The organism is Micromonospora fulviviridis (assembly GCF_014648395.1).
In the GTDB taxonomy this organism is placed as follows: Bacteria; Actinomycetota; Actinomycetes; order Mycobacteriales; family Micromonosporaceae; genus Micromonospora; species Micromonospora fulviviridis.
In genome coordinates this window covers 47871-69523 of the sequence record NZ_BMRA01000019.1, presented here as the reverse complement: position 1 = coordinate 69523, position 21653 = coordinate 47871, and the positions used below count along the sequence as shown (strand labels likewise).

General features: G+C 72.4%; 21 protein-coding genes. 13 read left to right on the top strand and 8 right to left on the bottom strand.

Translation table 11 applies throughout. The features are described from left to right. Window positions 1–16 precede the first annotated feature (16 nt). Together secG and IEY96_RS31495 are read left to right on the top strand one after the other, a co-directional pair. Window positions 17–277, top strand: a complete 261-nt coding sequence (gene secG, locus IEY96_RS31500) for a preprotein translocase subunit SecG (protein WP_151461972.1) — start codon at window positions 17–19, stop codon at window positions 275–277. A gap of 128 nt (window positions 278–405) precedes the next feature. Continuing rightward, entirely contained in the window at window positions 406–750 is a 345-nt protein-coding gene (locus IEY96_RS31495) for an RNA polymerase-binding protein RbpA (RefSeq protein WP_189198432.1), read from the top strand. A 45-nt stretch (window positions 751–795) separates the two neighbouring features. Here the strand turns inward: IEY96_RS31495 and pgl are convergent, their stop codons facing one another. The 6 genes from pgl to tkt form a co-directional block, all read right to left on the bottom strand. Further along, the gene (gene pgl, locus IEY96_RS31490; RefSeq protein WP_148431803.1) at window positions 796–1566 is read right to left on the bottom strand and encodes a 6-phosphogluconolactonase; all 771 of its coding nucleotides are present in this window, start codon (window positions 1564–1566) and stop codon (window positions 796–798) included. 96 nt (window positions 1567–1662) lie between these two features. Next, complete coding sequence (locus tag IEY96_RS31485) at window positions 1663–2679, bottom strand: glucose-6-phosphate dehydrogenase assembly protein OpcA (RefSeq protein ID WP_189198431.1); 1017 nt, start codon at window positions 2677–2679, stop codon at window positions 1663–1665. Then, entirely contained in the window at window positions 2676–4190 is a 1515-nt protein-coding gene (gene zwf / locus IEY96_RS31480) for a glucose-6-phosphate dehydrogenase (protein ID WP_189198430.1), read from the bottom strand. Before zwf ends, IEY96_RS31485 begins: the two co-directional genes overlap by 4 nt. Before the next feature lie 38 nt (window positions 4191–4228). Then, window positions 4229–5869: a phosphoglucose isomerase-related protein gene (locus IEY96_RS31475; RefSeq protein WP_189198429.1), complete on the bottom strand. Its 1641-nt coding sequence runs from the start codon at window positions 5867–5869 to the stop codon at window positions 4229–4231. A gap of 66 nt (window positions 5870–5935) precedes the next feature. Further along, entirely contained in the window at window positions 5936–7114 is a 1179-nt protein-coding gene (gene tal / locus IEY96_RS31470) for a transaldolase (RefSeq protein WP_189198428.1), read from the bottom strand. Window positions 7115–7130: 16 nt separating this feature from the next. Then, window positions 7131–9269 (bottom strand): transketolase, encoded by a 2139-nt coding sequence (gene tkt / locus IEY96_RS31465; protein WP_189198427.1) that lies wholly within the window; start codon window positions 9267–9269, stop codon window positions 7131–7133. A gap of 265 nt (window positions 9270–9534) precedes the next feature. On the opposite strand from tkt, the gene IEY96_RS31460 reads away from it, so the two are divergent. The 3 genes from IEY96_RS31460 to IEY96_RS31450 all read left to right on the top strand — a co-directional run bounded on the left by IEY96_RS31460 (window position 9535) and on the right by IEY96_RS31450 (window position 12005). After that, window positions 9535–10494, top strand: a complete 960-nt coding sequence (locus IEY96_RS31460; protein ID WP_189198426.1) for a heme o synthase — start codon at window positions 9535–9537, stop codon at window positions 10492–10494. A gap of 251 nt (window positions 10495–10745) precedes the next feature. After that, entirely contained in the window at window positions 10746–11078 is a 333-nt protein-coding gene (locus IEY96_RS31455; RefSeq protein WP_189198425.1) for a hypothetical protein, read from the top strand. 6 nt (window positions 11079–11084) lie between these two features. After that, window positions 11085–12005 (top strand): ATP-grasp domain-containing protein, encoded by a 921-nt coding sequence (locus IEY96_RS31450; RefSeq protein ID WP_189198424.1) that lies wholly within the window; start codon window positions 11085–11087, stop codon window positions 12003–12005. Between the two features lie 39 nt (window positions 12006–12044). On the opposite strand, the gene IEY96_RS31445 is transcribed toward IEY96_RS31450, so the two are convergent. Both IEY96_RS31445 and IEY96_RS31440 read right to left on the bottom strand, forming a co-directional pair. Next, window positions 12045–13712 carry a right-handed parallel beta-helix repeat-containing protein gene (locus IEY96_RS31445; protein WP_189198423.1) on the bottom strand — a complete coding sequence of 556 codons (1668 nt, stop codon included), beginning with the start codon at window positions 13710–13712 and terminating at the stop codon, window positions 12045–12047. Between the two features lie 80 nt (window positions 13713–13792). Beyond that, window positions 13793–14764: a COX15/CtaA family protein gene (locus IEY96_RS31440; RefSeq protein WP_189198422.1), complete on the bottom strand. Its 972-nt coding sequence runs from the start codon at window positions 14762–14764 to the stop codon at window positions 13793–13795. Window positions 14765–14958: 194 nt separating this feature from the next. Between IEY96_RS31440 and IEY96_RS31435 the strand changes: the two genes are divergently transcribed. From IEY96_RS31435 to IEY96_RS31400, 8 genes are read left to right on the top strand one after another with little or no spacing between them, the layout of a single operon-like run. Continuing rightward, window positions 14959–15666 carry a helix-turn-helix transcriptional regulator gene (locus IEY96_RS31435; RefSeq protein ID WP_229791996.1) on the top strand — a complete coding sequence of 236 codons (708 nt, stop codon included), beginning with the start codon at window positions 14959–14961 and terminating at the stop codon, window positions 15664–15666. After that, window positions 15663–17093: a Fe-S cluster assembly protein SufB gene (gene sufB / locus IEY96_RS31430; RefSeq protein WP_107075697.1), complete on the top strand. Its 1431-nt coding sequence runs from the start codon at window positions 15663–15665 to the stop codon at window positions 17091–17093. Before IEY96_RS31435 ends, sufB begins: the two co-directional genes overlap by 4 nt. Window positions 17094–17151: 58 nt before the next feature. Next, on the top strand, window positions 17152–18294 hold the full coding sequence (sufD, locus tag IEY96_RS31425; RefSeq protein WP_189198420.1) for a Fe-S cluster assembly protein SufD: 1143 nt from the start codon (window positions 17152–17154) through the stop codon (window positions 18292–18294). After that, window positions 18294–18620 carry a non-heme iron oxygenase ferredoxin subunit gene (locus IEY96_RS31420; protein ID WP_091320789.1) on the top strand — a complete coding sequence of 109 codons (327 nt, stop codon included), beginning with the start codon at window positions 18294–18296 and terminating at the stop codon, window positions 18618–18620. The genes sufD and IEY96_RS31420 overlap by 1 nt, the downstream gene beginning before the upstream one ends. Then, a complete protein-coding gene (sufC, locus tag IEY96_RS31415) occupies window positions 18620–19393 on the top strand; it encodes a Fe-S cluster assembly ATPase SufC (RefSeq protein WP_189198419.1) in 774 nt (257 codons plus the stop codon). The genes IEY96_RS31420 and sufC overlap by 1 nt, the downstream gene beginning before the upstream one ends. A gap of 5 nt (window positions 19394–19398) precedes the next feature. Further along, complete coding sequence (locus tag IEY96_RS31410) at window positions 19399–20703, top strand: cysteine desulfurase (RefSeq protein ID WP_189198418.1); 1305 nt, start codon at window positions 19399–19401, stop codon at window positions 20701–20703. Continuing rightward, window positions 20703–21176 carry a Fe-S cluster assembly sulfur transfer protein SufU gene (gene sufU / locus IEY96_RS31405; RefSeq protein ID WP_189198417.1) on the top strand — a complete coding sequence of 158 codons (474 nt, stop codon included), beginning with the start codon at window positions 20703–20705 and terminating at the stop codon, window positions 21174–21176. The genes IEY96_RS31410 and sufU overlap by 1 nt, the downstream gene beginning before the upstream one ends. Beyond that, window positions 21173–21601, top strand: coding sequence for a metal-sulfur cluster assembly factor (locus IEY96_RS31400; RefSeq protein ID WP_189198416.1), 429 nt, complete (start codon window positions 21173–21175; stop codon window positions 21599–21601). Before sufU ends, IEY96_RS31400 begins: the two co-directional genes overlap by 4 nt. Window positions 21602–21653 lie beyond the last annotated feature (52 nt).

Here is a 21653-nt window from a genome sequence, read left to right as displayed (position 1 = left end):
AGGACTGACCCCCGCCATGCCGATCTGGTTCGCCTACACGATGATCGTGTTGCTGGTCATCACGAGCATCCTGCTCACCCTGCTGATCCTCCTGCACCGTGGTAAGGGTGGCGGGTTGTCGAGCATGTTCGGCGGCGGCGTCAGCTCCAGCCTGGCCGGCTCCTCGGTGGCCGAGAAGAACCTCGACCGCTACACCGTTCTGGTCGGGATCATCTGGTTCGCGTGCATCGTCGGGATCGGGCTGTGGCTCCGGCTCCAGACGGGCAGCGGCGCCTGAGCGAGCGCTCCGAGTCGTACAATCTGCGCGCGGTCCGTCACGGACCGCGCGCAGTTTTGTTTCTCCGCGCGTCGCCCGCCGCCCACCCCGCTAGCGGCGGTCCCCTCCGACGACAGGAGCGAGCAGCCGTGTCCAGTGGCAACGTCATCCGCGGCACCCGGATCGGGTCCGCCCCCGAGCGCTTCGACCAGCGCGTCGAGCCGGCGCCCCGCCGGCCGGTCACCTATTGGTGCGAAAACGCCCACCGCGTCCAGTTCCTCATCGCCGCCGAGGCGGAGGCCCCGGAGACCTGGGACTGCCCGCGCTGCGGCGAGCCGGCCGGCCCCGACCCGGGCAACCCGCCCGGCCGGACCCGGGTCGAGCCCTACAAGACCCACCTGGCGTACGTGCAGGAGCGGCGCACCCCCGAGCAGGGCGAGGCGCTGCTCGCCGAGGCCCTGGAGACACTGCGCCGGCGGCGCGGCCGGGCCTGAACACGCGGGAGCCCCGGCCCGCCCGGGCCGGGGCTCCGCCGCCGTTCAGCGCAGGCTGCGCAGGCGGGGCGGCACGTCGGCCGCCGCCGCCCGGTCCAGCAGCCAGAGGGTACGGGAGACCCCGCGCACCCCGGCCGCCGGCAGTTGCACCGGCCCGGCCCCGGCGAGGGCCATCCCCACCGCCCGGGCCTTGTCCGCCCCGGCTGCCACCAGCCAGACCTCCTCGGCCGTGTTGATCGCCGGCAGGGTCAGCGTGGTCCGCACGGGCGGCGGCTTGGGGCTGCCGCGTACCGCGCTGACCGGGCGGTTGTCGTGGTGCACCGGGTGCTCGGGGAAGACCGAGGCCACATGCCCGTCCTCGCCGACACCGAGCATCAGCACGTCGAAGTGGGGGAGGGCGGCAGTCCCCGGCCGGGCGGCCCGGGCCAGCTCCTGCGCGTACCCGGCGGCGGCAGCCTCCGGGTCGTTGCCGGCCGGCCCGTCCGAGGCCGGCATCGGGTGGATGCGGGCCGGGTCCAGCGGGACCACGTCCAGCAGCGCCGCGCGGGCCTGGGTCTCGTTGCGCTCCGGGTCACCGGCCGGCAGGAACCGCTCGTCGCCCCACCAGACGTCGACGCGGGACCAGTCGACGGCGTCCCGGGCCGGCAGCTGGGTCACCGCCCGGTACACCGCCGCGGCGATCCGCCCGCCGGTCAGCACCACCGACGCCTGGCCCCGCTCGGCCTGCGCGTCGAGCAGCTTCACCACCAGCCGGGCCGCCACCGCCTGCGCCAGCAGGTCGGGGTCGGCGTGTACGGCGACACTCGCCTCACTCATCCATCGCGCCTTCGTGTTCCGACCGCCCCGCGGCGGTCACCTGTGCTGTCCGACCGCCGAGCGGTCCGTGCCGCCACGGCGGGCCGGCGGGCCCGCTCACTCGTTGGCGGTCGCGCCGGCGTGCGCGGTCACCCCGGCCTCGGCCCGCTGGGCGGTCGCCGGATCCTTCCACACGTGCACCCGCTGGGCGGACCGCTGGTCCAGCCCGGTCAACCCGGCGGTCGCGCCGAGCGTCTCGGCGTAGACCTGGTCGGCGTCGAGCCGGCGCAGCTCCTCGGCCAGCTCGTCGCCGAGCGGCCGGCGGACCAGCGGCAGCGTCCGGTCCTCCTGCCCGGTACGCCGGAAGATGGCCACGCTGTCGTCCCGGGTCAGCGTCAGCCGGTCGCCGTTGGCGCAACGCAGCTGCACCTCGCGCATCCGGGGGAACTCGTCGGTGTGCTCCCAGACCGGGTCGATGCCGAGCCGGGCGGCCAGCCAGCCGCGCATGAGCGCCGCCGTCGGGTCGGTCCGCGGCGCCACCACGCTCGCCTCGGTGACCCGGGCCTGGGTGGTGTCGAACGCCCCGGCGACCAGGGTGCGCCACGGGGTGATCCGGGTCCAGGCCAGGTCGGTGTCGCCCGGCGCGTAGTCGACGGCCCGCTGCCGCAGCGCGGCGATCGGGTCGGCGGCCTGCGCCGAGTCGGTGATCCGCCGGTCGGCCACCACGCCGAGGAAGTCCGTGGCGATCTCCTCCGGCGGCTCGCCGTGCCACCAGGTCACCACCGGCACGTCCGGCACCAGCAGCGGCATCACCACCGACTCGGCGTGCAGCGCGAGCCGGCCGTACATCCGGGTCACCACGGCCTCGCACGGGCCGAGTCGGCCGCCGACGACGATCTCCGCGTCCAACCGGTTGCGCTCCCGCTCGACGTCGGAGCGGACCACCACGAGCAGCCGGCACGGGTGGGCGGCGGCCGCGATGGTCGCCGCCGCCTCAGCCTCCCGGACCCGCTTCTCGTCGACCACCACGATCAGCGTGAGCGCCATGCCGCTGGCCACCCCGCCCGCGCTGCGCCGCTCGGCGGCGAGCGCCTTGACGACCTCGTTCCCGGTGGTGTCCCACAGCCCGATCATGCTCTCCTCCAGGCCCGGCCCTCGCGGGCCAGCATCTCGTCGGCGGCCCGGGGGCCCCACTCGCCGGCCCGGTACGGCTCCGGCCTGGTGCCCGTCCACGCGTGCTCCAGCGGGTCCACCACCTGCCAGCTCTGCTCGACCTCGGCGGCGTCCGGGAACAGCGTCCGGTCGCCGATGAGCACATCCAGCACCAGCCGCTCGTACGCCTCGGGGCTGGACTCGGTGAACGCCTCGCCGTACTGGAAGTCCATCGCGATGTCGCGGACCTCCATGGTGGTGCCCGGCACCTTGGAGCCGAACTTCAGCACCACGCCCTCGTCCGGCTGGACCCGGATGACGAGCTGGTTGGGGCCGAGCGACTCCATGTCGGCCTGGTTGAACGGCAGGTGTGGCGCCTTCTTGAACACGATGGCCACCTCGGTGACCCGCCGGGGCAGCCGCTTGCCGGCCCGGATGTAGAACGGCACCCCGGCCCAGCGCCGGTTCTGGATGCCCAGCTTCACCGCCACGTACGTCTCGGTGGTGGAGTCCGGCGGGACGCCCTCCTCGTCGAGGTAGCCGACGGCGCGCTCGCCACCGACCCAGCCGGGCAGGTACTGGCCGCGGACGGTGTCCTGGGAGACGTCGTTCGGCACCGTGATGGCCTTGAGCACCTTGAGCTTCTCGGTCCGGATCTCGTCGGCGTCGAAGCTGGTCGGCTCCTCCATGGCCACCAGGGCGAGCAGCTGGAGCAGGTGGTTCTGGAGCACGTCCCGGGCGGTGCCGACCGAGTCGTAGAAGGCGGCCCGGCTGCCGATGCCGACGTCCTCGGCCATGGTGATCTGCACCGAGTCGACGTACTTGGAGTTCCACAGCGGCTCGAACAGGTTGTTGGCGAACCGCAGGGCCAGGATGTTCTGGACCGTCTCCTTGCCCAGGTAGTGGTCGATCCGGAAGACGTCCTGCCGGGTGAAGACGTCGTCGACCAGGTCGTTGAGCGACTTCGCCGAGGGCAGGTCGTTGCCGAACGGCTTCTCCACCACCACGCGGCGCCAGCCGCCGGACTTGGCGTTGTCCGCCATGCCGGTGCGGGCGAGCTGCTTGAGCACCACGGGGAAGGCCGCCGGGGGGATGGAGAAGTAGAAGGCGGCGTTGCCGGGGATGCCGTGGGTGTCGCGCAGCTCGTCGAGGGTGGCGGCGAGGTGGTCGAAGGCGGCGTCGTCGTCGAACGAGCCGCCGACGAACTTGATGTTGCCGGCGAGCCGGGCCCAGACCTCCTCCCGCCAGGGGGTGCGAGCGTGCTTCTTGGCCGCCTCGTGGGCCAGCGACTCGAAGTCGCCGTCGCCCCAGTCGCGCCGGGCGAAGCCCAGCACCACGAAACCGGGCGGCAGCAGCCCCCGGTTCGCCAGGTCGTAGACCGCCGGCAGCAGCTTCTTGCGGGCCAGGTCGCCGGTCACCCCGAAGATCACCAGAGCGCACGGCTCCGGGATCCGTGGCAGCCGGCGGTCCTGAGGATCGCGCAGCGGGTTCATGCCGCCTCCTCGCTCCGCCGATGTCACGTCATTCATCGTCACGTCAGTGTCCGTCCGGCCGCATCCAGTAGCTGGGCGACGCCCGCCGCCCGCTCGGTCAGGTGCAGGCGCAGCACCGGCCGCCCGCGACCGGCGAGGGCCCGCCGGTCGCCGGCGGCCTGGGCCGCCTGAAGGTCTCCGAAGGTGTACGGGCGGCCGGGCACCGGCAGGTCGTCGGCGACCCCGCCGGTCACCTGGAGGTGGCTGCCGGCCCGCGGGCCGCCCTTGTGGTACTGCCCGGTGGAGTGCAGGTACCGCGGCCCCCACCCGAAGGTGACCGGTCGCGGGGTCGCCCGCGCCAGCAGCGGGCGCATCCCGGCCACCGCCGCGTCGGCCCACCGGTCGAGGTACGCGGCCACCGCCAGGTAGCCGTCGTCGCCCAGCCCGTCGAGCAGCCAGCGCAGCGCGCCGGCCAGGTCGGCGGGTGCCCCGGCCGGGGCGTACACCTCGATGGCGCCGTCGGTGGACGAGGGCGACTCCGCCGGCGTGCCGGCGGCGAGCAGCCGGGCGGTCTGCTCCTTGCTCCCGGCGACGTCCGGCTGGTCGAACGGGTCGACGTCGAGCACGGCGGCGGCGATGGCGGTGGCGTACTCCCAGGTGAGGAAGTGCGCCCCGAGCGGGCCGTTGACCGCCACGTCGGCGGGCCCGGGCGCGGCGCCCGGGCCGAGGGCGCCGCCGTAGCTCACGGTCAGCACGCCCGGGCCGGTGGCGCCGGGGGCGTCCGGGGACTCCACCACCACCGGCAGGATGCCCCGGCCGGCCTTGCCGGTGGACTCGGCGAGCAGTTGCTCGACCCAGTCGCCCAGCCCGTCGAGCCCGGTGCCGTCGGAGACCAGCGCGACGGTGGCCCGGCCGCTGGTGGCCGCCGCCCCGAGCGCCGCCCCGAGGGCCAGGCCCGGGTTGTCCCGGTCCCGGTCGAGCGCGCCGGCGAGGGCCTCGGCGTCTTCCAGCAGGTCGGCGACCGGCACCCCGGCCAGCGCGGCGGGGACCAGCCCGAACGCGGTGAGCGCCGAGTAGCGGCCGCCCACCTCCGGGTCGGCCGGGATCACCACGGCGCCCAGTTCGTCCGCGACCGCCTCGAGCGGGGAGCCGGGGTCGGTGACCACGACGAAGTGCCGGGCGGCCTCCGCCTCGGTCATCCCGGCGTCCAGGAACGCCTGGAGGTACGCCCGCCGGATGCTGTCGGTCTCCACCGTGCCGCCGGACTTGCTGGCGAGCACCACCACGGTGCGCTCCAGCCGGTCGGCCAGGGCGGCGCGGAGCTGGCCGGGGTCGGTGGTGTCCAGCACGGTCAGCGGCCGGCCGAGGGTCCGGGCGATCACCTCCGGGGCGAGCGAGGAACCGCCCATCCCGGCCAGCACCACGTGGTCCAGGTCGGCCAGCTCCTCGGCCAGCTCGGCGAGCTGGGGGAGCAGCTCGCGGCTGCGCGCGTGGGTGTCCAGCCAGCCAAGCCGGGTACGCGCGGTCGCCTCGGCCTCCGGCCCCCACAGGGTCGGGTCCTTGGCGGCGAGCCGGGCGGGGAGGTCGGCGGCGACCAGCGCGGCCCGCACGGACGCGGGTGCCGACCCGTCGACCGCGTCCGCGCCGTGCACGGCCAGCCCGGCGGCGATGTCCGCCCGGCCGGCCAGCAGGTCGCTCACCTCACCACCCCGTCCTCGTGGCGTGGCGCGTCCCGGGGCACCCCGGGACGCGTCCGGCGCCGTCCGTCACGCGTTGCCCCCGGCCTGTTCGGCGGCCCGCGCGTTGCCCTTGGCGGCCCGGCCGGGCTGCCCGGTGCCCTTGCCCGCCTCGGCGAGGGACTTCTTGACCCCGTCGAGCAGCTCCAGCCAGCTCGCCTCGAACTTCTCCACGCCCTCCCGCTCCAGGACGGCGATCACGTCGGCCATGTCCACGCCGACCGCCTCGAGGTCGGTGAAGACCTTCCGGGCCTCGTCGTACGAGCCGGTGATGGTGTCGCCGCGGGTCTCACCGTGGTCGGCGTAGGCGTGGATGACCGCTTCCGGCATGGTGTTGACCGTGCCGGGCGCGATCAGCTCCTCCACGTAGATGACGTCCCGGTAGTCCGGGTTCTTGGTCGAGGTGGAGGCCCACAGCGGGCGCTGCGGGTGGGCGCCCGCGTCGGCCAGCTTCTTCCACCGGTCGGAGCCGAAGACCTCGCCGTAGCGCTCGTACGCCAGCTGGGCGTTGGCGATGGCCGCCTTGCCGCGCAGCGCCTTGGCCTCGTCGGAGCCGATCTTCTCCAGCCGCTTGTCCACCTCGGTGTCGACCCGGGAGACGAAGAACGAGGCGACCGAGCCGATCTTCGACAGGTCGTGCCCGTTCGCCTTCGCCTGCTCCAGACCGGCCAGGAACGCCTCCATGACCTGCGAGTACCGGTCCAGGCCGAAGATCAGCGTGACGTTCACGCTGATCCCCTCGGCCAGGGTCGCGGTGATCGCCGGCAGGCCCGCCTCGGTGGCGGGGATCTTGATGAACAGGTTCGGCCGGTCGACCAGCCACCAGAGCGCCTTGGCCTCGGCGACGGTCCGCTCGGACTCGTGGGCCAGCCGCGGGTCGACCTCGATCGACACCCGGCCGTCCACCCCGGCGCTCTTGTCGTACGACGGGCGCATCACGTCGCAGGCCCACCGCACGTCGTACGTGGTGAGCATGCGGACCGCCTCCTCGACCTCGAGGCCGCGGGTGGCGAGGTCGCGCAGCTGCCAGTTGTACTCGTCGGCGTCGCTCAGCGCCTTGGCGAAGATCGTCGGGTTGGTGGTCACCCCGGCCACGTGCTGCTCCCGGCGGAGCTTGTCCAGCCCGCCGGAGCTGAGTCGTACCCGGGAAAGATCGTCGAGCCAGATCGCCACACCAGCGGCCTGGAGCTCGCTCAGCCTGTCCGTCATGCCGTCCACGCTCCCCTCAGTTGCCGGTCGTGAAACCGGTGATGTCGCCCACCCGGGTCATCGCCGCGTGCGCGGCGGCCACGATCCGGTCGGGGGTGAACCCGAACTGCTCGAAGAGCACGGAGTGCGGCGCGCTCGCCCCGTAGTGCTCCAGGCTCACGCACTCGCCGCTGTCGCCGACGATCCCCCGCCAGGACATGCCGATGCCCGCCTCCACGCTCACCCGTGCCTTTACCCCGCGCGGAAGGACCGACTCCCGGTACGCCTCGTCCTGCGCGAAGAACCACTCCTGGCAGGGCATGGAGACCACCCGGGTGGGGGTGCCGTCGGCCTCCAGCCGCTCCCGGGCGGTGAGGCAGAGCTGCACCTCGGAGCCGGTGCCCACGATGATCACCTGGGGCTTGCCGGTGGACGCCTCGGCCAGCACGTAGCCGCCCTTCACGACGCCCTCGGCGCCGGCCAGGTCGGTGCGGTCGAGGGTCGGCAGCGCCTGCCGGCTGAGCGCCAGCGCGGTGGGCCGGTCGGTGTGCTCCAGGGCCTGCCGCCACGCCCAGGCCGTCTCGTTGGCGTCGGCCGGGCGGACCACGTCCAGGCCGGGGATGGCGCGCAGCGCGGTCAGGTGCTCCACCGGCTGGTGGGTCGGGCCGTCCTCGCCGAGGCCGATCGAGTCGTGCGTCCAGACGTAGACCACCGGCAGCTTCATCAGCGCGGCGAGCCGCACCGAGGGGCGCATGTAGTCGCTGAAGACCAGGAACGTGCCGCCGTACGGGCGGGTGCCGCCGTGCAGGGCGATGCCGTTGAGGATCGCGCCCATGGCGTGCTCACGGATGCCGAAGTGCAGGGTGCGGCCGTACTCGTCGCCCGGGAAGTCCTTGGTCGCGTGCTCGGCGGGGATGAAGGACGGCTCGCCCTTCATGGTGGTGTTGTTGCTCTCCGCCAGGTCGGCGGAGCCGCCCCACAGCTCGGGCAGCACCGGGGCGAGGGCCTCCAGGACCTTGCCGGAGGCGGCCCGGGTGGCCACGCCCTTGGCGTCGGCCGGGAAGGTCGGCAGCGCGTCGGTCCAGCCCTGCGGCAGGGTCCGGGTCGACATCCGGTCCCAGAGGGCCTTGCGCTCCGGGTTGGCCTGCGCCCAGGCGTCGAACGTGGTGGTCCACGCCGCCTGCGCCTCGGCGCCCCGCTCCATGACCTGGCGGGCGTGCTTGAGCACCTCGTCGTCGATCTCGAAGGTGCGCTCCGGGTCGAAGCCGAGAATCCGCTTGGTGGCCTTCACCTCGTCGGCGCCGAGCGCCGAGCCGTGGATCTTGCCGGTGTTCTGCTTGTTCGGGGCGGGCCAGCCGATGATGGTGCGCAGCGCGATGAAGGAGGGGCGGCCGGTCTCCGCCCGGGCGGCCAGCAGCGCCTGGTGCAGCGCCTCGACGTCCTCGTGGTAGTCGCCCTGGTCGGCGTCGCCGCGGCGCCAGTCGACGGTCTGCACGTGCCAGCCGTACGCCGCGTAGCGGGCGGCCACGTCCTCGCTCTTGGCGATCCGGGTGTCGTCCTCGATCGAGATCTCGTTGTCGTCGTAGATCACGCAGAGGTTGCCGAGCTGCTGGTGGCCGGCGAGGGCGCTCGCCTCGTGGCTGATGCCCTCCTCGATGTCACCGTCGGAGGCGATGCACCAGATGTCGTGGTCGAAGGGGGAGTCGCCGCGCTCCGACTCGGGGTCGAACAGGCCGCGCTCGCGGCGGGCCGCCATCGCCATGCCGACCGCGTTGCCGAGGCCCTGGCCGAGCGGGCCGGTGGTGGTCTCCACGCCCGGGGTGTGGCCGTGCTCCGGGTGGCCCGGGGTGAGCGAGCCCCACTGGCGCAGCGCCTTGAGGTCGTCCAGGGCCAGCGGGTAGCCGGAGAGGAAGAGCTGGATGTAGAGGGTCAGGCTGGAGTGCCCGGCGGACAGCACGAACCGGTCCCGGCCGGGCCAGTTCGGGTCGGTCGGGTTGTGCCGCATGACCCGGTTGAAGAGCAGGTACGCCGCCGGGGCGAGGCTCATGGCCGTGCCCGGGTGGCCGTTGCCGGATTTCTCCACGGCGTCCATGGCCAGCACGCGGACCGTGTCGACGGCCCTGCGGTCGAGGTCGGACCAGTTGAGAGCGGGAAGCTCGGGTCGGTTGGCAGCCACGATGGTTGTGCTCCTCGGCAGATGGGCGGAACCCTCACTGATGACCCTATCGAGCGGCCCTAAACGTCCGCCCGGGGATCTCTGCATGCTCTTCTGTACGTGTCCGACCGGATCGGTCGTTCACCTCGAGATGTGACGGCCCGCACCGTTGCCGGGTCTCCGGGGCAGCCAAAACGACGACGCGTAGTGTGTGGGGCGGTGTGTGGACCCCGAGGGGTCCGGGCCGACCCCGACCTCCCCCGCCGAAGCCGGAAGGTGGCAATCCGTGAGCATGATCACCGAGCGCCCCGTCAGCGACTCTGCCGGGCAGCCGCCGGTGCGCACGGTGACGGAGGTGTCGGCGGCCGGCCGACGGGACGTACGGGCCGTGGTGGCCGCGTACGTGGCGCTCACCAAGCCCCGGATCGTCGAGCTGCTGCTGGTCACCACCGTGCCGGCGATGATGCTGGCCGACGGCGGCCTGCCGTCGCTGTGGCTGGTGGCCGTGGTGCTGGTCGGCGGCTCGCTCGCCGCAGGCGCGGCCAGCGTGCTGAACTGCTACATCGACCGGGACATCGACCAGTTGATGCGGCGCACCAAGCGCCGGCCGCTGCCGGCGCACACCGTGTCGCCGCGCAACGCGCTGGTCTTCGGCCTGGTGCTGGCGGTGGTCTCGGTGACGCTGATGGCCGTCGCCACCAACTGGCTGGCGGCCGGGCTGACCCTGGCCGCGATCGCCTACTACGACCTGGTCTACACGCTCTGGCTGAAGCGCACCACGGCCGCCAACACCTTCTGGGGCGGCGCCTGCGGGGCCGCGCCGGTGCTGATCGGCTGGGCGGCGGTCACCGGCTCGCTGGCCCCGGCCGCGTGGGGCCTGTTCGCGGTGGTCTTCTTCTGGCAGATGCCGCACTTCTACGCGCTGGCCATCAAGTACAAGGCCGACTACGCCCGGGCCGGCATCCCGATGCTGCCGGTGGTGGCGTCGGTCCGCCGGGTCAACGCGGAGATCATCCTCTTCTCCTGGCTGACCCTGCTCTCGTCGCTGGCCGTGTGGCCACTCGGGATGAGCCCGATCTACGGCGTCACCGCGCTGGTGGTGGGCGGCATCTTCGTCGTCGAGGCGCACAAGCTCTGCCGCCGGGCGGCGCGGGGTGAGGCGGTCAAGCCGATGCGGCTGTTCCACTGGTCCACCACGTACCTCACCATCCTGTTCGCGGCCGTCGCCCTCGACGCCCTGCTCTGATCCGTCGCCGGCACTGACCGGGGTGGATGGTTCCCCGACTGTCGGGTATTTCATCAGAATTTTTTTCGGCCTGAGTCGGACGGGCTCAACCCGGACAGACTGTGACGATCTCCCCCGCCCGCTTTGCCCGGGTATAAGCGACATGTCCGGGCGAATTACCTGTGGTCTTCCTTAAACCCGTAGGTAATTGGCATCACATTCAGTTCATCGTTCTCGCACATCCGGGTGGATGTCTGCTTAGGCTTCGCGTCATGGCAGATGGTTCCGATACGACGCTCACGGCTGACAAGACCACCGAGCAGGCCCCCAACGGCCTGGTCGCGGGCATCAAGTCGTTCGCCGCCGGACACGGCGGAGCGAAGGCGGTCATCGAGTACGTCGGCAAGCGCGGTGCACGCATCGTCCTCGTGGGTTCCGACGGGGCGTGGGCCGACCAGTTCGCCGACGGCACCGACGTCGCGCGGCAGGCCTGCGCCACCGCAGGTGTCACCGTCGAGAACGCCTGGGAGCGTGAGCTGATGGACCAGATGCGTCCGAGCAACGACCTCTGGCGGTCGATGGCCCGGCGCACGATGGCCCGTTGACATAAATTGACCAACCACCACCAGCCGACCCGGGGGGAACCCCGGGTCGCTCTCGTCACCTGCACGGCCCTGCCCGACCTCGACCCGGACGACCGGCTCGCGCTCGCCCCGCTCGCCGCCCGCGGCGTCGCCGCCGAGGCGGTGGTGTGGGACGACCCGGCCGTGGACTGGTCCGGCTACGACCTGGTCGTGCTCCGCTCGCCCTGGGACTACGCGCTGCGCCGCGACGAGTTCGTCGCCTGGGCCCGTACCGTGCCGACCCTGGTCAACCCGGCCGACGTGGTCGCCTGGAACACCGACAAGCGCTACCTGGCCGAGCTGTCCGCGGCCGGCGTGCCGACGGTGCCGACCGCCTGGGTCGAGCCGGGCGCCGACTGGAGCCCACCCGCCGACGCCGGCGAGTACGTGATCAAGCCGGCGGTCAGCGCCGGCAGCCAGGACACCGGCCGGTACGACCTGGCCGACCCGGAGCACCGGGAACTGGCCGTGGCGCACGTACGGCGGCTCTCCGCCGCCGGGCGGGTCACCATGGTCCAGCCGTACCTCGGCGCGGTGGACACCGCCGGGGAGACCGCGCTGCTCTTCCTGGCCGGGCCGGACGGCCTGGCGTTCAGCCACGCGATCCGCAAGGGGCCGATGCTGACCGGCCCCGACCGCGGCGTGGCTGAGCTCTACAAGGAGGAGCGGATCGACGCCCGGACGGCCACCCCGGAACAGCTCGACACGGCGGAGAAGACCCTGACGGTCGTGCCCGGCGGCACCGACCGGCTGCTCTACGCCCGGGTGGACCTGATCCCCGGCCCGGACGGGGCCCCCGTCCTGGTCGAGCTGGAGCTCACCGAGCCGAGCCTGTTCATCGGGTACGCCGACGGCGCCCCCGACCGGCTCGCCGCGGCGGTCGCCACCCACCTGGCCCGGCGGTCCTGACCCGCGCTCCGGCCCGCGCCGAGCGGGCCGGAGCCGGCCTCACTCCCCGTCGCAGTGGTTGCGGTCCCAGCGGCCGCCGATCGGTGGGGTGTCCAGCCGGACGGCCGCCTCGTTCCCGGCGAAGTCGTTGTCCTCCACCCGGCACGAGACGCAACTGCCCGCGCCGGTCACCCAGAACCCGTAGGTGTGGGTGTGCCCGTCCCGGTGCCAGATCCGGTTGCCCCGCACGGTCGCCGAGTCGAACGGGGCGTTGACCGCGACGCCGGCGCGCTCGGGCGGCCCGGCGGGCAGCTCGTAGGGGGTGCCGGGCGCCGGGGTGGCCTCGTTCCAGCCGGTGGCGCCGTCGGGCCGCACCTCGGCCAGGGACAGCTCCGTGCCGGTGTTGTCGGCCACCACCGCGGTCCGCGAGTCGACCCGCACGACCTTGCCCCGGTGCCCGCCGGGCGGCCAGTCCGCCGCCCCGTCGGTGACCCGGCGCGGGGCGTATCGCACGGTCGCGCCGGAGCCGCGGCACGCCGGAGCGGACCGGCGCCCGTTGTCCCGGATCCGGTTGCCCACCACCGCGGCGTCGACCATCGGCCGGTCGATCCGGATCCCGTCCAGCGCGTTGTCCCAGATGTCGTTCCCCTCGATCACCACGTCCGCGGCCGCGCCCCGGTACCCGTGGCCCAGGTCGTGCTCGTGGTAGCCGTACCCGCCGTTGCGGCTGATCCGGTTGCCCCGGACCGCGTACGGGCCGGGGGTGTTGCCCATGCTGATCCCGTCGCCCACGTTGCGGTCGATCACGCAGTCGGTGAGCAGCCCACCGCGACCGGCGACCCCGGCCGTGCCGTTGGCCGAGACGTCGAAGCCCGCCTCCAGGTTGTTCGTCAGCGTGCAGGCCGAGACGACCAGCCCGTCGGCGCCCCAGTCGGAGATGCCGAACCGGTTGGCCTGGCTGTGGCACCCGACGATGCGGAAGCCGCGGGGCGGCGGCCAGTAGTCCTTCTGCAGCTCCAGGAAGATCCCGTTGGTCCCGTTGCCGAGGGTGGTGCAGTTGGCGATGGTGAGCCGTTCCACGTCGCCCCAGCCGCCGATGCCGACGCCGATGCCCGCGCCGCCCATCTGCTCGCCGTTGTCCAGCCGGCCGCAGCCCACCACGACCACCCCGTCGATCAGGCTGTCCTGGAGGAAGTCGCAGCCCAGACCGGTCGCCCCGGTGTGGTGGATGTAGAGGTTGCGGAACACGCCGCGCACCACGTACTGGAGGCCGAGGCCCTTGGCGAGGTAGTTGTACCGGGCCATGCCGACGCCGGAACCGTCGATCTCGAAGTCGGCGAAGGTGCAGTCGGCAATGTGCCGGTCCCGGTCCGCGCCGTGCTGCACGGTGGTCCAGTACGCCAGCGGGACGGGGTCGTCCCGGTTGCCCTCGTTGCTGAGCAGGAACCGGGTCGCCGCCGATCCCGCGCCGACCAGCGACACCCCGCTGCGCCAGACGGTGCCGGCGTCCCGGATCGAGTAGATGCCCGGCGGGCAGTAGATCACCCGGGCCCGGCCGTCGGCGTCGTATCCCTCGCCCAGCCGGTCCACGAGGGCGGCCAGCGCCGGCTGGTCGTTGGTCACGCCGTCGCCGGTGAGCCCGAACTCGTGGGCGTCGCACCACAGCGGCGCGCCGGCCACCGGTGTCAGCCGCTGCGGGACGGTCGTGGCCAGGCCCTTGCGCGACACCGGCGGCTCCCCTCGGGCGGACGGTCCGTGACCCGGACCGCTTTCCCGCTGTCGGCGAGGGGTAACGCCGGTCCGCCGCCTCAGGCGGCCGCGGTGACCGGCTGCTCCGCCGGGGCGGTCGTGGTGGCCGGGGCCGGCGGAGCGGCCGGACGCCGCTCCCGGGTGGCCCAGAGCACGCCCAGGGTCGCCAGCAGCACCAGGCAGGAGCCGAGCATGTGCGCGGCGACCAGCACGGCGGGCAGGTGGGTGAAGTACTGCACGAAGCCGATCAGGCCCTGGCCCAGCTCGACCGCGACCAGCACCCCGGCGGCCCGGGCGGCGCGGGCGGCACCCACCGCGCGGAACGCGAAGAGCAGCGCCACCGAGAGGCCGATGAGCAGGAACACCCCGTCGGCGTGCACCTGGGAGATCGCCTCCGGGTCCAGGCCGTTGCGGGCCGCACCCTGGTCGCCCGCGTGCGGGCCGCTGCCGGTCACCCAGGTGCCGACCACCAGCACGGCCGCGCCGACCACGGTCGTGAGCACGGCGAGGGTACGGAGCGGCGCCGGCACGGTCGGGCGGACCGGCCCGTCCGGCTCGACGGTGCGCCGCCAGAGCGCGTACGCGGCGGCGATCACCACCATCGAGGCGAGGAAGTGCAGCCCGACCACCCACGGGTTGAGGTTGGTGAGCACGGTGATGCCGCCGATGACGGCCTGGGCGGGGATGCCGAACAGGACGCCGATCGACAGCGGCAGCAGCCCGCGCGGGCGGGTCCGCTGGGCCAGCACGGCGAGCACCACGGCCAGCGCGATGATTCCCACGGCGAAGGTGAGCAGCCGGTTGCCGAACTCGATCACCCCGTGCACGCCCATCTCGGCCGTGGTGTGGTACGACTCGTCGGTGCACCGGGGCCAGGTGGGGCAGCCGAGACCGGACGCGGTGAGCCGGACCGCCCCGCCGGTGACCACGATCGCCACGTTCGCGATGATCGAGGTGTACGCGAGGCGACGCAGCAGCGTGGGGGAGACCGGGAACCGGACGGAAGCCTTCACGGAGCGAATCCTACGCACCGTAGTGGATCCCGATCGGGTGACTCCGCCGCACCGGTGGTCGGGATCACCGGACCCCGGGTTTGCGGGCCTCCGGCGAATTACGTAACGTTGGCGTTGTGAAAAACGCGGCGGCGCTCTCCGGAGACCAGTCGGCGACCGCTCCGGTCGTCGGCGACGGCTCCAGGTCGCGGCGCGGCGTCAGACGCGCCGAGCTGGAGTTGTCGCAGGCCGCGTCCACCGATCTTTCCACCCGCGACCGGGTCACCCAGCTGCTGCTGGAGCAGGGCGCGACCACCGCAGCCCAGCTCGGCTCGGCGCTCGGGCTCAGCCCGGCCGCGATCCGCCGGCACCTCGACGCGATGCTCGCCGACGGCGACGTGGAGGCCCGCGAGCAGGTCGTCCGGGGCAGCCGGGGCCGGGGCCGGCCGGCCAAGGTCTTCGTGCTCACCGAGGCGGCCCGGGTGCGCTGCGGCACCCACCACTACGACAACATCGCCACCGCCGCGCTGCGCTGGATCTCCCGCACCGGCGGCTCGCGGGCCGTCGAGGCGTTCGCCGCCGAGCAGGTGACCGCGCTGGAGGAGCGCTGCCGCGCCGCCATGGAGGACGCCGGCGACGACCCGCTGGCCCGGGCGGAGGCGCTCGCCGGGGCGCTGACCGCCGAGGGTTACGCTGCCAACGCGTCCACGATCGCCTCCGGCGGCCAGCTGTGCCAGCACCACTGCCCGGTGGCGCACGTGGCCGCCGAGTTCCCCCAGCTGTGCGAGGCCGAGACCGCGGTGATCTCCCGTCTGGTCGGCACCCACGTGCAGCGCCTGGCCACCATCGCGCACGGCGACGGGGTGTGCACCACGCACATCCCCGCCCAGCCGCGTGCCCAGTCCGGTAACACCGTCACCACTGTGAGGACAGATAGATGACCGAGCAGATCGTCCAGCCCCTGACCCAGGAGGAGCAGCTCGCCGCCCTCGGTCGCTACGAGTACGGCTGGGCCGACCCCGACGTCGCGGGGGCGGCTGCCCAGCGTGGCCTCAACGAGGCGGTGGTGCGGGACATCTCGGCCAAGAAGAACGAGCCGGCCTGGATGCTCGACCTGCGCCTGAAGGGCCTGCGGCTGTTCGGCCGCAAGCCGATGCCGGCCTGGGGCGCGGACCTCACCGGGATCGACTTCGACAACATCAAGTACTTCGTGCGGTCCACCGAGAAGCAGGCCACCAGCTGGGAGGACCTGCCCGAGGACATCAAGAACACCTACGACCGGCTGGGCATCCCCGAGGCGGAGAAGCAGCGGCTGGTCGCCGGTGTCGCGGCGCAGTACGAGTCCGAGGTCGTCTACCACAAGATCCGTGAGGACCTCGAGGAGCAGGGTGTCATCTTCCTGGACACCGACACCGCGCTGCGCGAGCACGAGGACATCTTCAAGGAGTACTTCGGCACGGTGATCCCGGTCGGCGACAACAAGTTCGCCGCCCTGAACACCTCCGTCTGGTCCGGTGGCTCGTTCATCTACGTGCCGAAGGGCGTGCACGTGGAGATCCCGCTGCAGGCCTACTTCCGGATCAACACGGAGAACATGGGCCAGTTCGAGCGGACGCTGATCATCGTCGACGAGGGTGCGTACGTGCACTACGTCGAGGGCTGCACCGCGCCGCTCTACTCCTCGGACTCGCTGCACAGCGCGGTCGTGGAGATCATCGTCAAGAAGAACGCCCGGTGCCGCTACACGACCATCCAGAACTGGTCGAACAACGTCTACAACCTGGTCACCAAGCGCGCCGTCTGCCACGAGGGCGCGACCATGGAGTGGGTCGACGGCAACATCGGCTCCAAGGTGACCATGAAGTACCCGGCGGTCTACATGACCGGCGAGCACGCCAAGGGCGAGGTGCTCTCGGTGGCCATGGCCGGCGAGGGCCAGCACCAGGACGCGGGCGCCAAGATGGTGCACGCCGCGCCGCACACCTCCTCGACCATCGTGTCGAAGTCGATCGCCCGGGGCGGCGGCCGCACCTCCTACCGGGGCCTGGTGCAGGTGCTGGAGGGCTCGCACAGCAGCCGGAGCACGGTCAAGTGCGACGCCCTGCTGGTCGACACCATCTCCCGCTCCGACACCTACCCCTACGTCGACATCCGCGAGGACGACGTGTCGATGGGGCACGAGGCGACCGTCTCCAAGATCAGCGACGACCAGCTCTTCTACCTGATGAGCCGGGGCCTGAGCGAGGACGAGGCGATGGCCATGATCGTGCGCGGCTTCATCGAGCCGATCGCCAAGGAGCTCCCGATGGAGTACGCCCTGGAGCTCAACCGCCTGATCGAGCTCCAGATGGAGGGCGCGGTCGGCTGACCGCCGGCCCGCTCGCCCCGCACCCGACCCCGTCGTCGCAGAACAGACCAAGGAAGAGATGACTACCCAGGCTTCCGCGCCGCCCGCGACCAAGTCGCAGGCGCTCCGCTCGTACGACGTCGCCGACTTCCCGGCCCTCACGGGCCTGGAGGAGGAGTGGCGCTTCACCCCGCTCAAGCGCCTGCGCGGCCTCGTGGGTGGGGCGCAGGCCGCCACCGGCACGGTCCGCCACGAGCACGGCGACCTGCCCGAGGGCGTCACCGTCGGCCGGATCGGCAGGGACGACCCGCGGGTGGGCAGCGTGCTCACCCCGTTCGACCGGGTCAGCGCGCTGGCGTACGGCGGGGTCGACGAGGCGCTGCTGGTGCAGGTCGCCCGGGACGCCGTGGTCGAGGCGCCGGTGAGCCTGCGGGTGGTCGGCGGAGGCGCCGACACGCTCGCCCTCGGCCACACCTTCGTCGAGGTGGGCCGGTTCGCCGAGGTGACCCTGGTGCTGGAGCACGTCGGGTCCGCCACCCTGGCCGACAACGTCGAGGTGTCGGTGGGCGACGGCGCGAAGCTGACGCTGGTCACCATCGCGGACTGGGCCGACGACGCGGTGCAGGCGCAGCACCTCAAGGTGAAGCTGGGCCGCGACGCCAAGGTGGTGCACGTCCAGGTGAGCCTGGGCGGCGACCTGGTCCGGCAGTACACCTCGGTGGAGTACACCCAGCGCGGCGGCGAGGCCGAGCTGTACGGCCTCTACTTCGCCGACTCCGGCCAGCACCTGGAGCACCGCCAGCTGGTCGACCACACGGTGCCGGACTGCCGCAGCTACGTCGGCTACCGGGGTGCCCTCCAGGGCGACAGCGCGCACACCGTCTGGGTGGGTGACGTGCTGATCCGGGCCGAGGCGACCGGCACCGACACGTACGAGATCAACCGGAACCTGCTGCTCACCGACGGCGCCCGGGCGGACTCGGTGCCGAACCTGGAGATCGAGACCGGCGAGATCGCCGGCGCCGGGCACGCGAGCGCGACCGGCCGCTTCGACGACGAGCAGCTCTTCTACCTGATGGCCCGGGGCATCCCGGAGGGCGAGGCCCGGCGCCTGGTGGTCCGCGGCTTCTTCGCCGAGCTGATCAACAAGATTCCGGTCGAGGAGCTGCGCGAGCGCCTCGGTGACGCGATCGAGGCCCGCCTGACCAAGGCGGGCGCCTGATGATCAAGATCTGCTCGACCGAGGACGTGCCGAAGGGCACCGCGATCAGCGCCGACGTGGACGGCACCCAGATCGCCGTCGTGCACGGTGAGGACGACAACTTCTACGCCGTGTACGACGAGTGCTCGCACGCCGCGGTGGCCCTCTCCGAGGGCGAGGTCGACGGCTGCACGCTGGAATGCTGGCTGCACGGATCCCGTTTCGACCTACGGACCGGCGAGCCCACCGGGCTGCCCGCGACCGAACCCGTTCCCGTCTACCCCGTCGAAGTCCGCGACGGCGACATCTACGTCAGCCTGACGCCGAGCAATGGAGTGACCCGATAATGAGCACCCTGGAGATCCGCGACCTGAAGGTGTCGGTCAAGCTGCCCGAGGGTGAGCTCAAGCCGATCCTGGCCGGTGTCGACCTGACCGTGAAGGCCGGCGAGACCCACGCGATCATGGGCCCGAACGGCTCCGGCAAGTCGACCCTGGCGTACTCGATCGCCGGTCACCCCAAGTACGAGATCACCGGCGGCTCGGTGACCCTCGACGGCGAGGACGTGCTGGCCATGTCCGTCGACGAGCGGGCTCGCGCCGGCCTCTTCCTGGCCATGCAGTATCCGGTCGAGGTCCCCGGCGTCTCGGTGGCCAACTTCCTCCGCACCGCCAAGACCGCCATCGACGGCGAGGCGCCGAAGCTGCGCACCTGGGCCGGTGAGCTGCGCGGCGCCATGGAGAAGCTCCAGATGGACCCGGCGTTCGCCCAGCGCAACGTCAACGAGGGCTTCTCCGGCGGTGAGAAGAAGCGGCACGAGATCATGCAGCTGGAGCTGCTCAAGCCGCGGATCGCCATCCTCGACGAGACCGACTCCGGCCTCGACGTGGACGCGCTGCGCGTGGTCAGCGAGGGCGTCAACCGGGTGCGCGACACCGGCGACACCGGCCTGCTGCTGATCACCCACTACACGCGGATCCTGCGCTACATCAAGCCCGACTTCGTGCACGTCTTCGTGGCCGGCCGGATCGTCGAGCAGGGCGGCCCGGAGCTGGCCGACAAGCTCGAGGAAGAGGGCTACGAGCGGTACGTCGCCGGGGCCGGTTCGGCGCGGGCCTGAGCACCATGACCTCCATCGCGATCCCGTCGGGCATGCCGCAGTACGACGACGTGCCCCGCTTCGACGTGGCGCGGGTGCGGGCCGACTTCCCGATCCTGGACCGGGAGGTCAACGGGCACCCGCTGGTCTACCTCGACAGCGCCAACACCTCGCACAAGCCGCGGCAGGTGCTCGACGTGCTCGCCGAGCACTACGCGATGCACAACGCCAACGTGTCGCGCTCGGTGCACACGCTGGGCACCGAGGCGACCGAGGCGTACGAGGGGGCCCGGGCGAAGATCGCCGCCTTCATCAACGCGCCCAGCGTGGACGAGGTGGTCTTCACCAAGAACTCCACCGAGGCGATCAACCTGGTGGCGTACGCGTTCTCCAACGCCTCGCTGCGTCCGGACGCCGACCCGCGCTTCCGGATCGGGCCCGGTGACGAGATCGTCATCTCCGAGATGGAGCACCACTCGAACATCGTCCCGTGGCAGCTCCTCGCGGAGCGGACCGGCGCGACCCTGCGCTGGTTCCCGGTCACCGACCATGGGCGGCTCGACGAGTCGGGGCTGGACGACCTGGTCACCGAGCGGACGAAGATCGTCTCGCTGGTGCACATGTCCAACATCCTCGGCACGGTCAACGCCACCGCGCGGATCACCCAGCGGGTCCGCGAGGTGGGCGCCCTGCTGCTGCTGGACTGCTCGCAGTCCGTGCCGCACATGCCGATGGACGTGGTCGACTACGACGCCGACTTCATCGTCTTCACCGGCCACAAGATGTGCGGCCCGACCGGCATCGGCGTGCTCTGGGGCCGGGGTGAACTGCTCGCCGCGATGCCCCCGGTGCTCGGCGGCGGCTCGATGATCGAGACCGTGTCGATGGCACGCTCCACGTTCGCCGCGCCGCCGGCCCGGTTCGAGGCGGGCACCCCGCCGATCGCCGAGGCGGTCGCGCTCGGCGCGGCGGTCGACTACCTCACCGGGATCGGCATGCGGGCCATCCAGTGGCACGAGAAGGAGCTGACGGCGTACGCGCTGGACGCCCTCGCCACCGTGCCGGGCCTGCGGATCTTCGGCCCGAACGTGCCGGTCGGCCGCGGCGGCACGATCTCCTTCGCGCTCGGCGACGTGCACCCGCACGACGTCGGGCAGGTGCTCGACTCGCTCGGCGTGCAGGTCCGGGTGGGGCACCACTGCGCCAAGCCGGTGTGCACCCGGTTCGGCGTGCCGGCCATGACCCGGGCCTCGTTCTACCTGTACACCACGACCGAGGAGATCGACGCGTTGGTGGCCGGTCTCGAGCAGGTGCGGAAGGTGTTCGACTGATGCAGCTCGACCAGCTCTACCAGGAGATCATCCTGGACCACTACAAGCACCCGCACGGCCGTGGCCTGCGGGACGCGACGGACCCGGCCGCCCGGTTCGGCGAGGCGCACCACGTCAACCCGACCTGCGGTGACGAGATCACCGTGCGGGTGGCCACCGACGGCAAGGTGTTCACCGACATCTCGTACGACGGGATGGGCTGCTCGATCAGCCAGGCGTCGGCAAGCGTGCTGCACGAGCTGCTGCGCGGCCGGGCCGCCGACGACGCCGCCACGGTGCACGAGGCGTTCGTCGAGTTGATGTCCGGCCGTGGCCAGGTCACGCCGGACGAGGACGTGCTCGGAGACGGGGTGGCGTTCGCGGGTGTCGCGCGCTACCCGGCCCGGGTCAAGTGCGCGCTGCTGTCGTGGATGGCGTTCAAGGACGCCGCGGCACGCGCCGGGGTGGGCGTGAGCCCGGAGGTGAAGGCATGAGCAGCGAAGAGACCACCTCGACGCCGGACACCGGCGCGGTGGCGACCGACGGCCCGGCTCCGGCCGGCGGCGCGGCGACCGAGGGTGCCGTCCGCGGCGGCAAGGCCGCCATCGACGACATCGAGGAGGCGATGAAGGACGTCGTCGACCCCGAGCTGGGCATCAACGTGGTCGACCTCGGTTTGGTGTACGGCATCCACGTCGACGACCAGAACGTCGCCACCCTGGACATGACGCTGACCTCGGCGGCGTGCCCGCTCACCGACGTGATCGAGGACCAGGCCCGGCAGGCGCTGACCACCGGCCCGGGCGGCGGCCTGGTCGACGACATCCGGATCAACTGGGTCTGGCTGCCGCCGTGGGGCCCTGACAAGATCACCGACGAGGGCCGGGACCAGCTCCGCTCCCTCGGCTTCAACGTCTGACCGTTGCCGGTCTCCGTCGAGCGCGACACCCCGTGCGGGTGCCGCGCTCGAC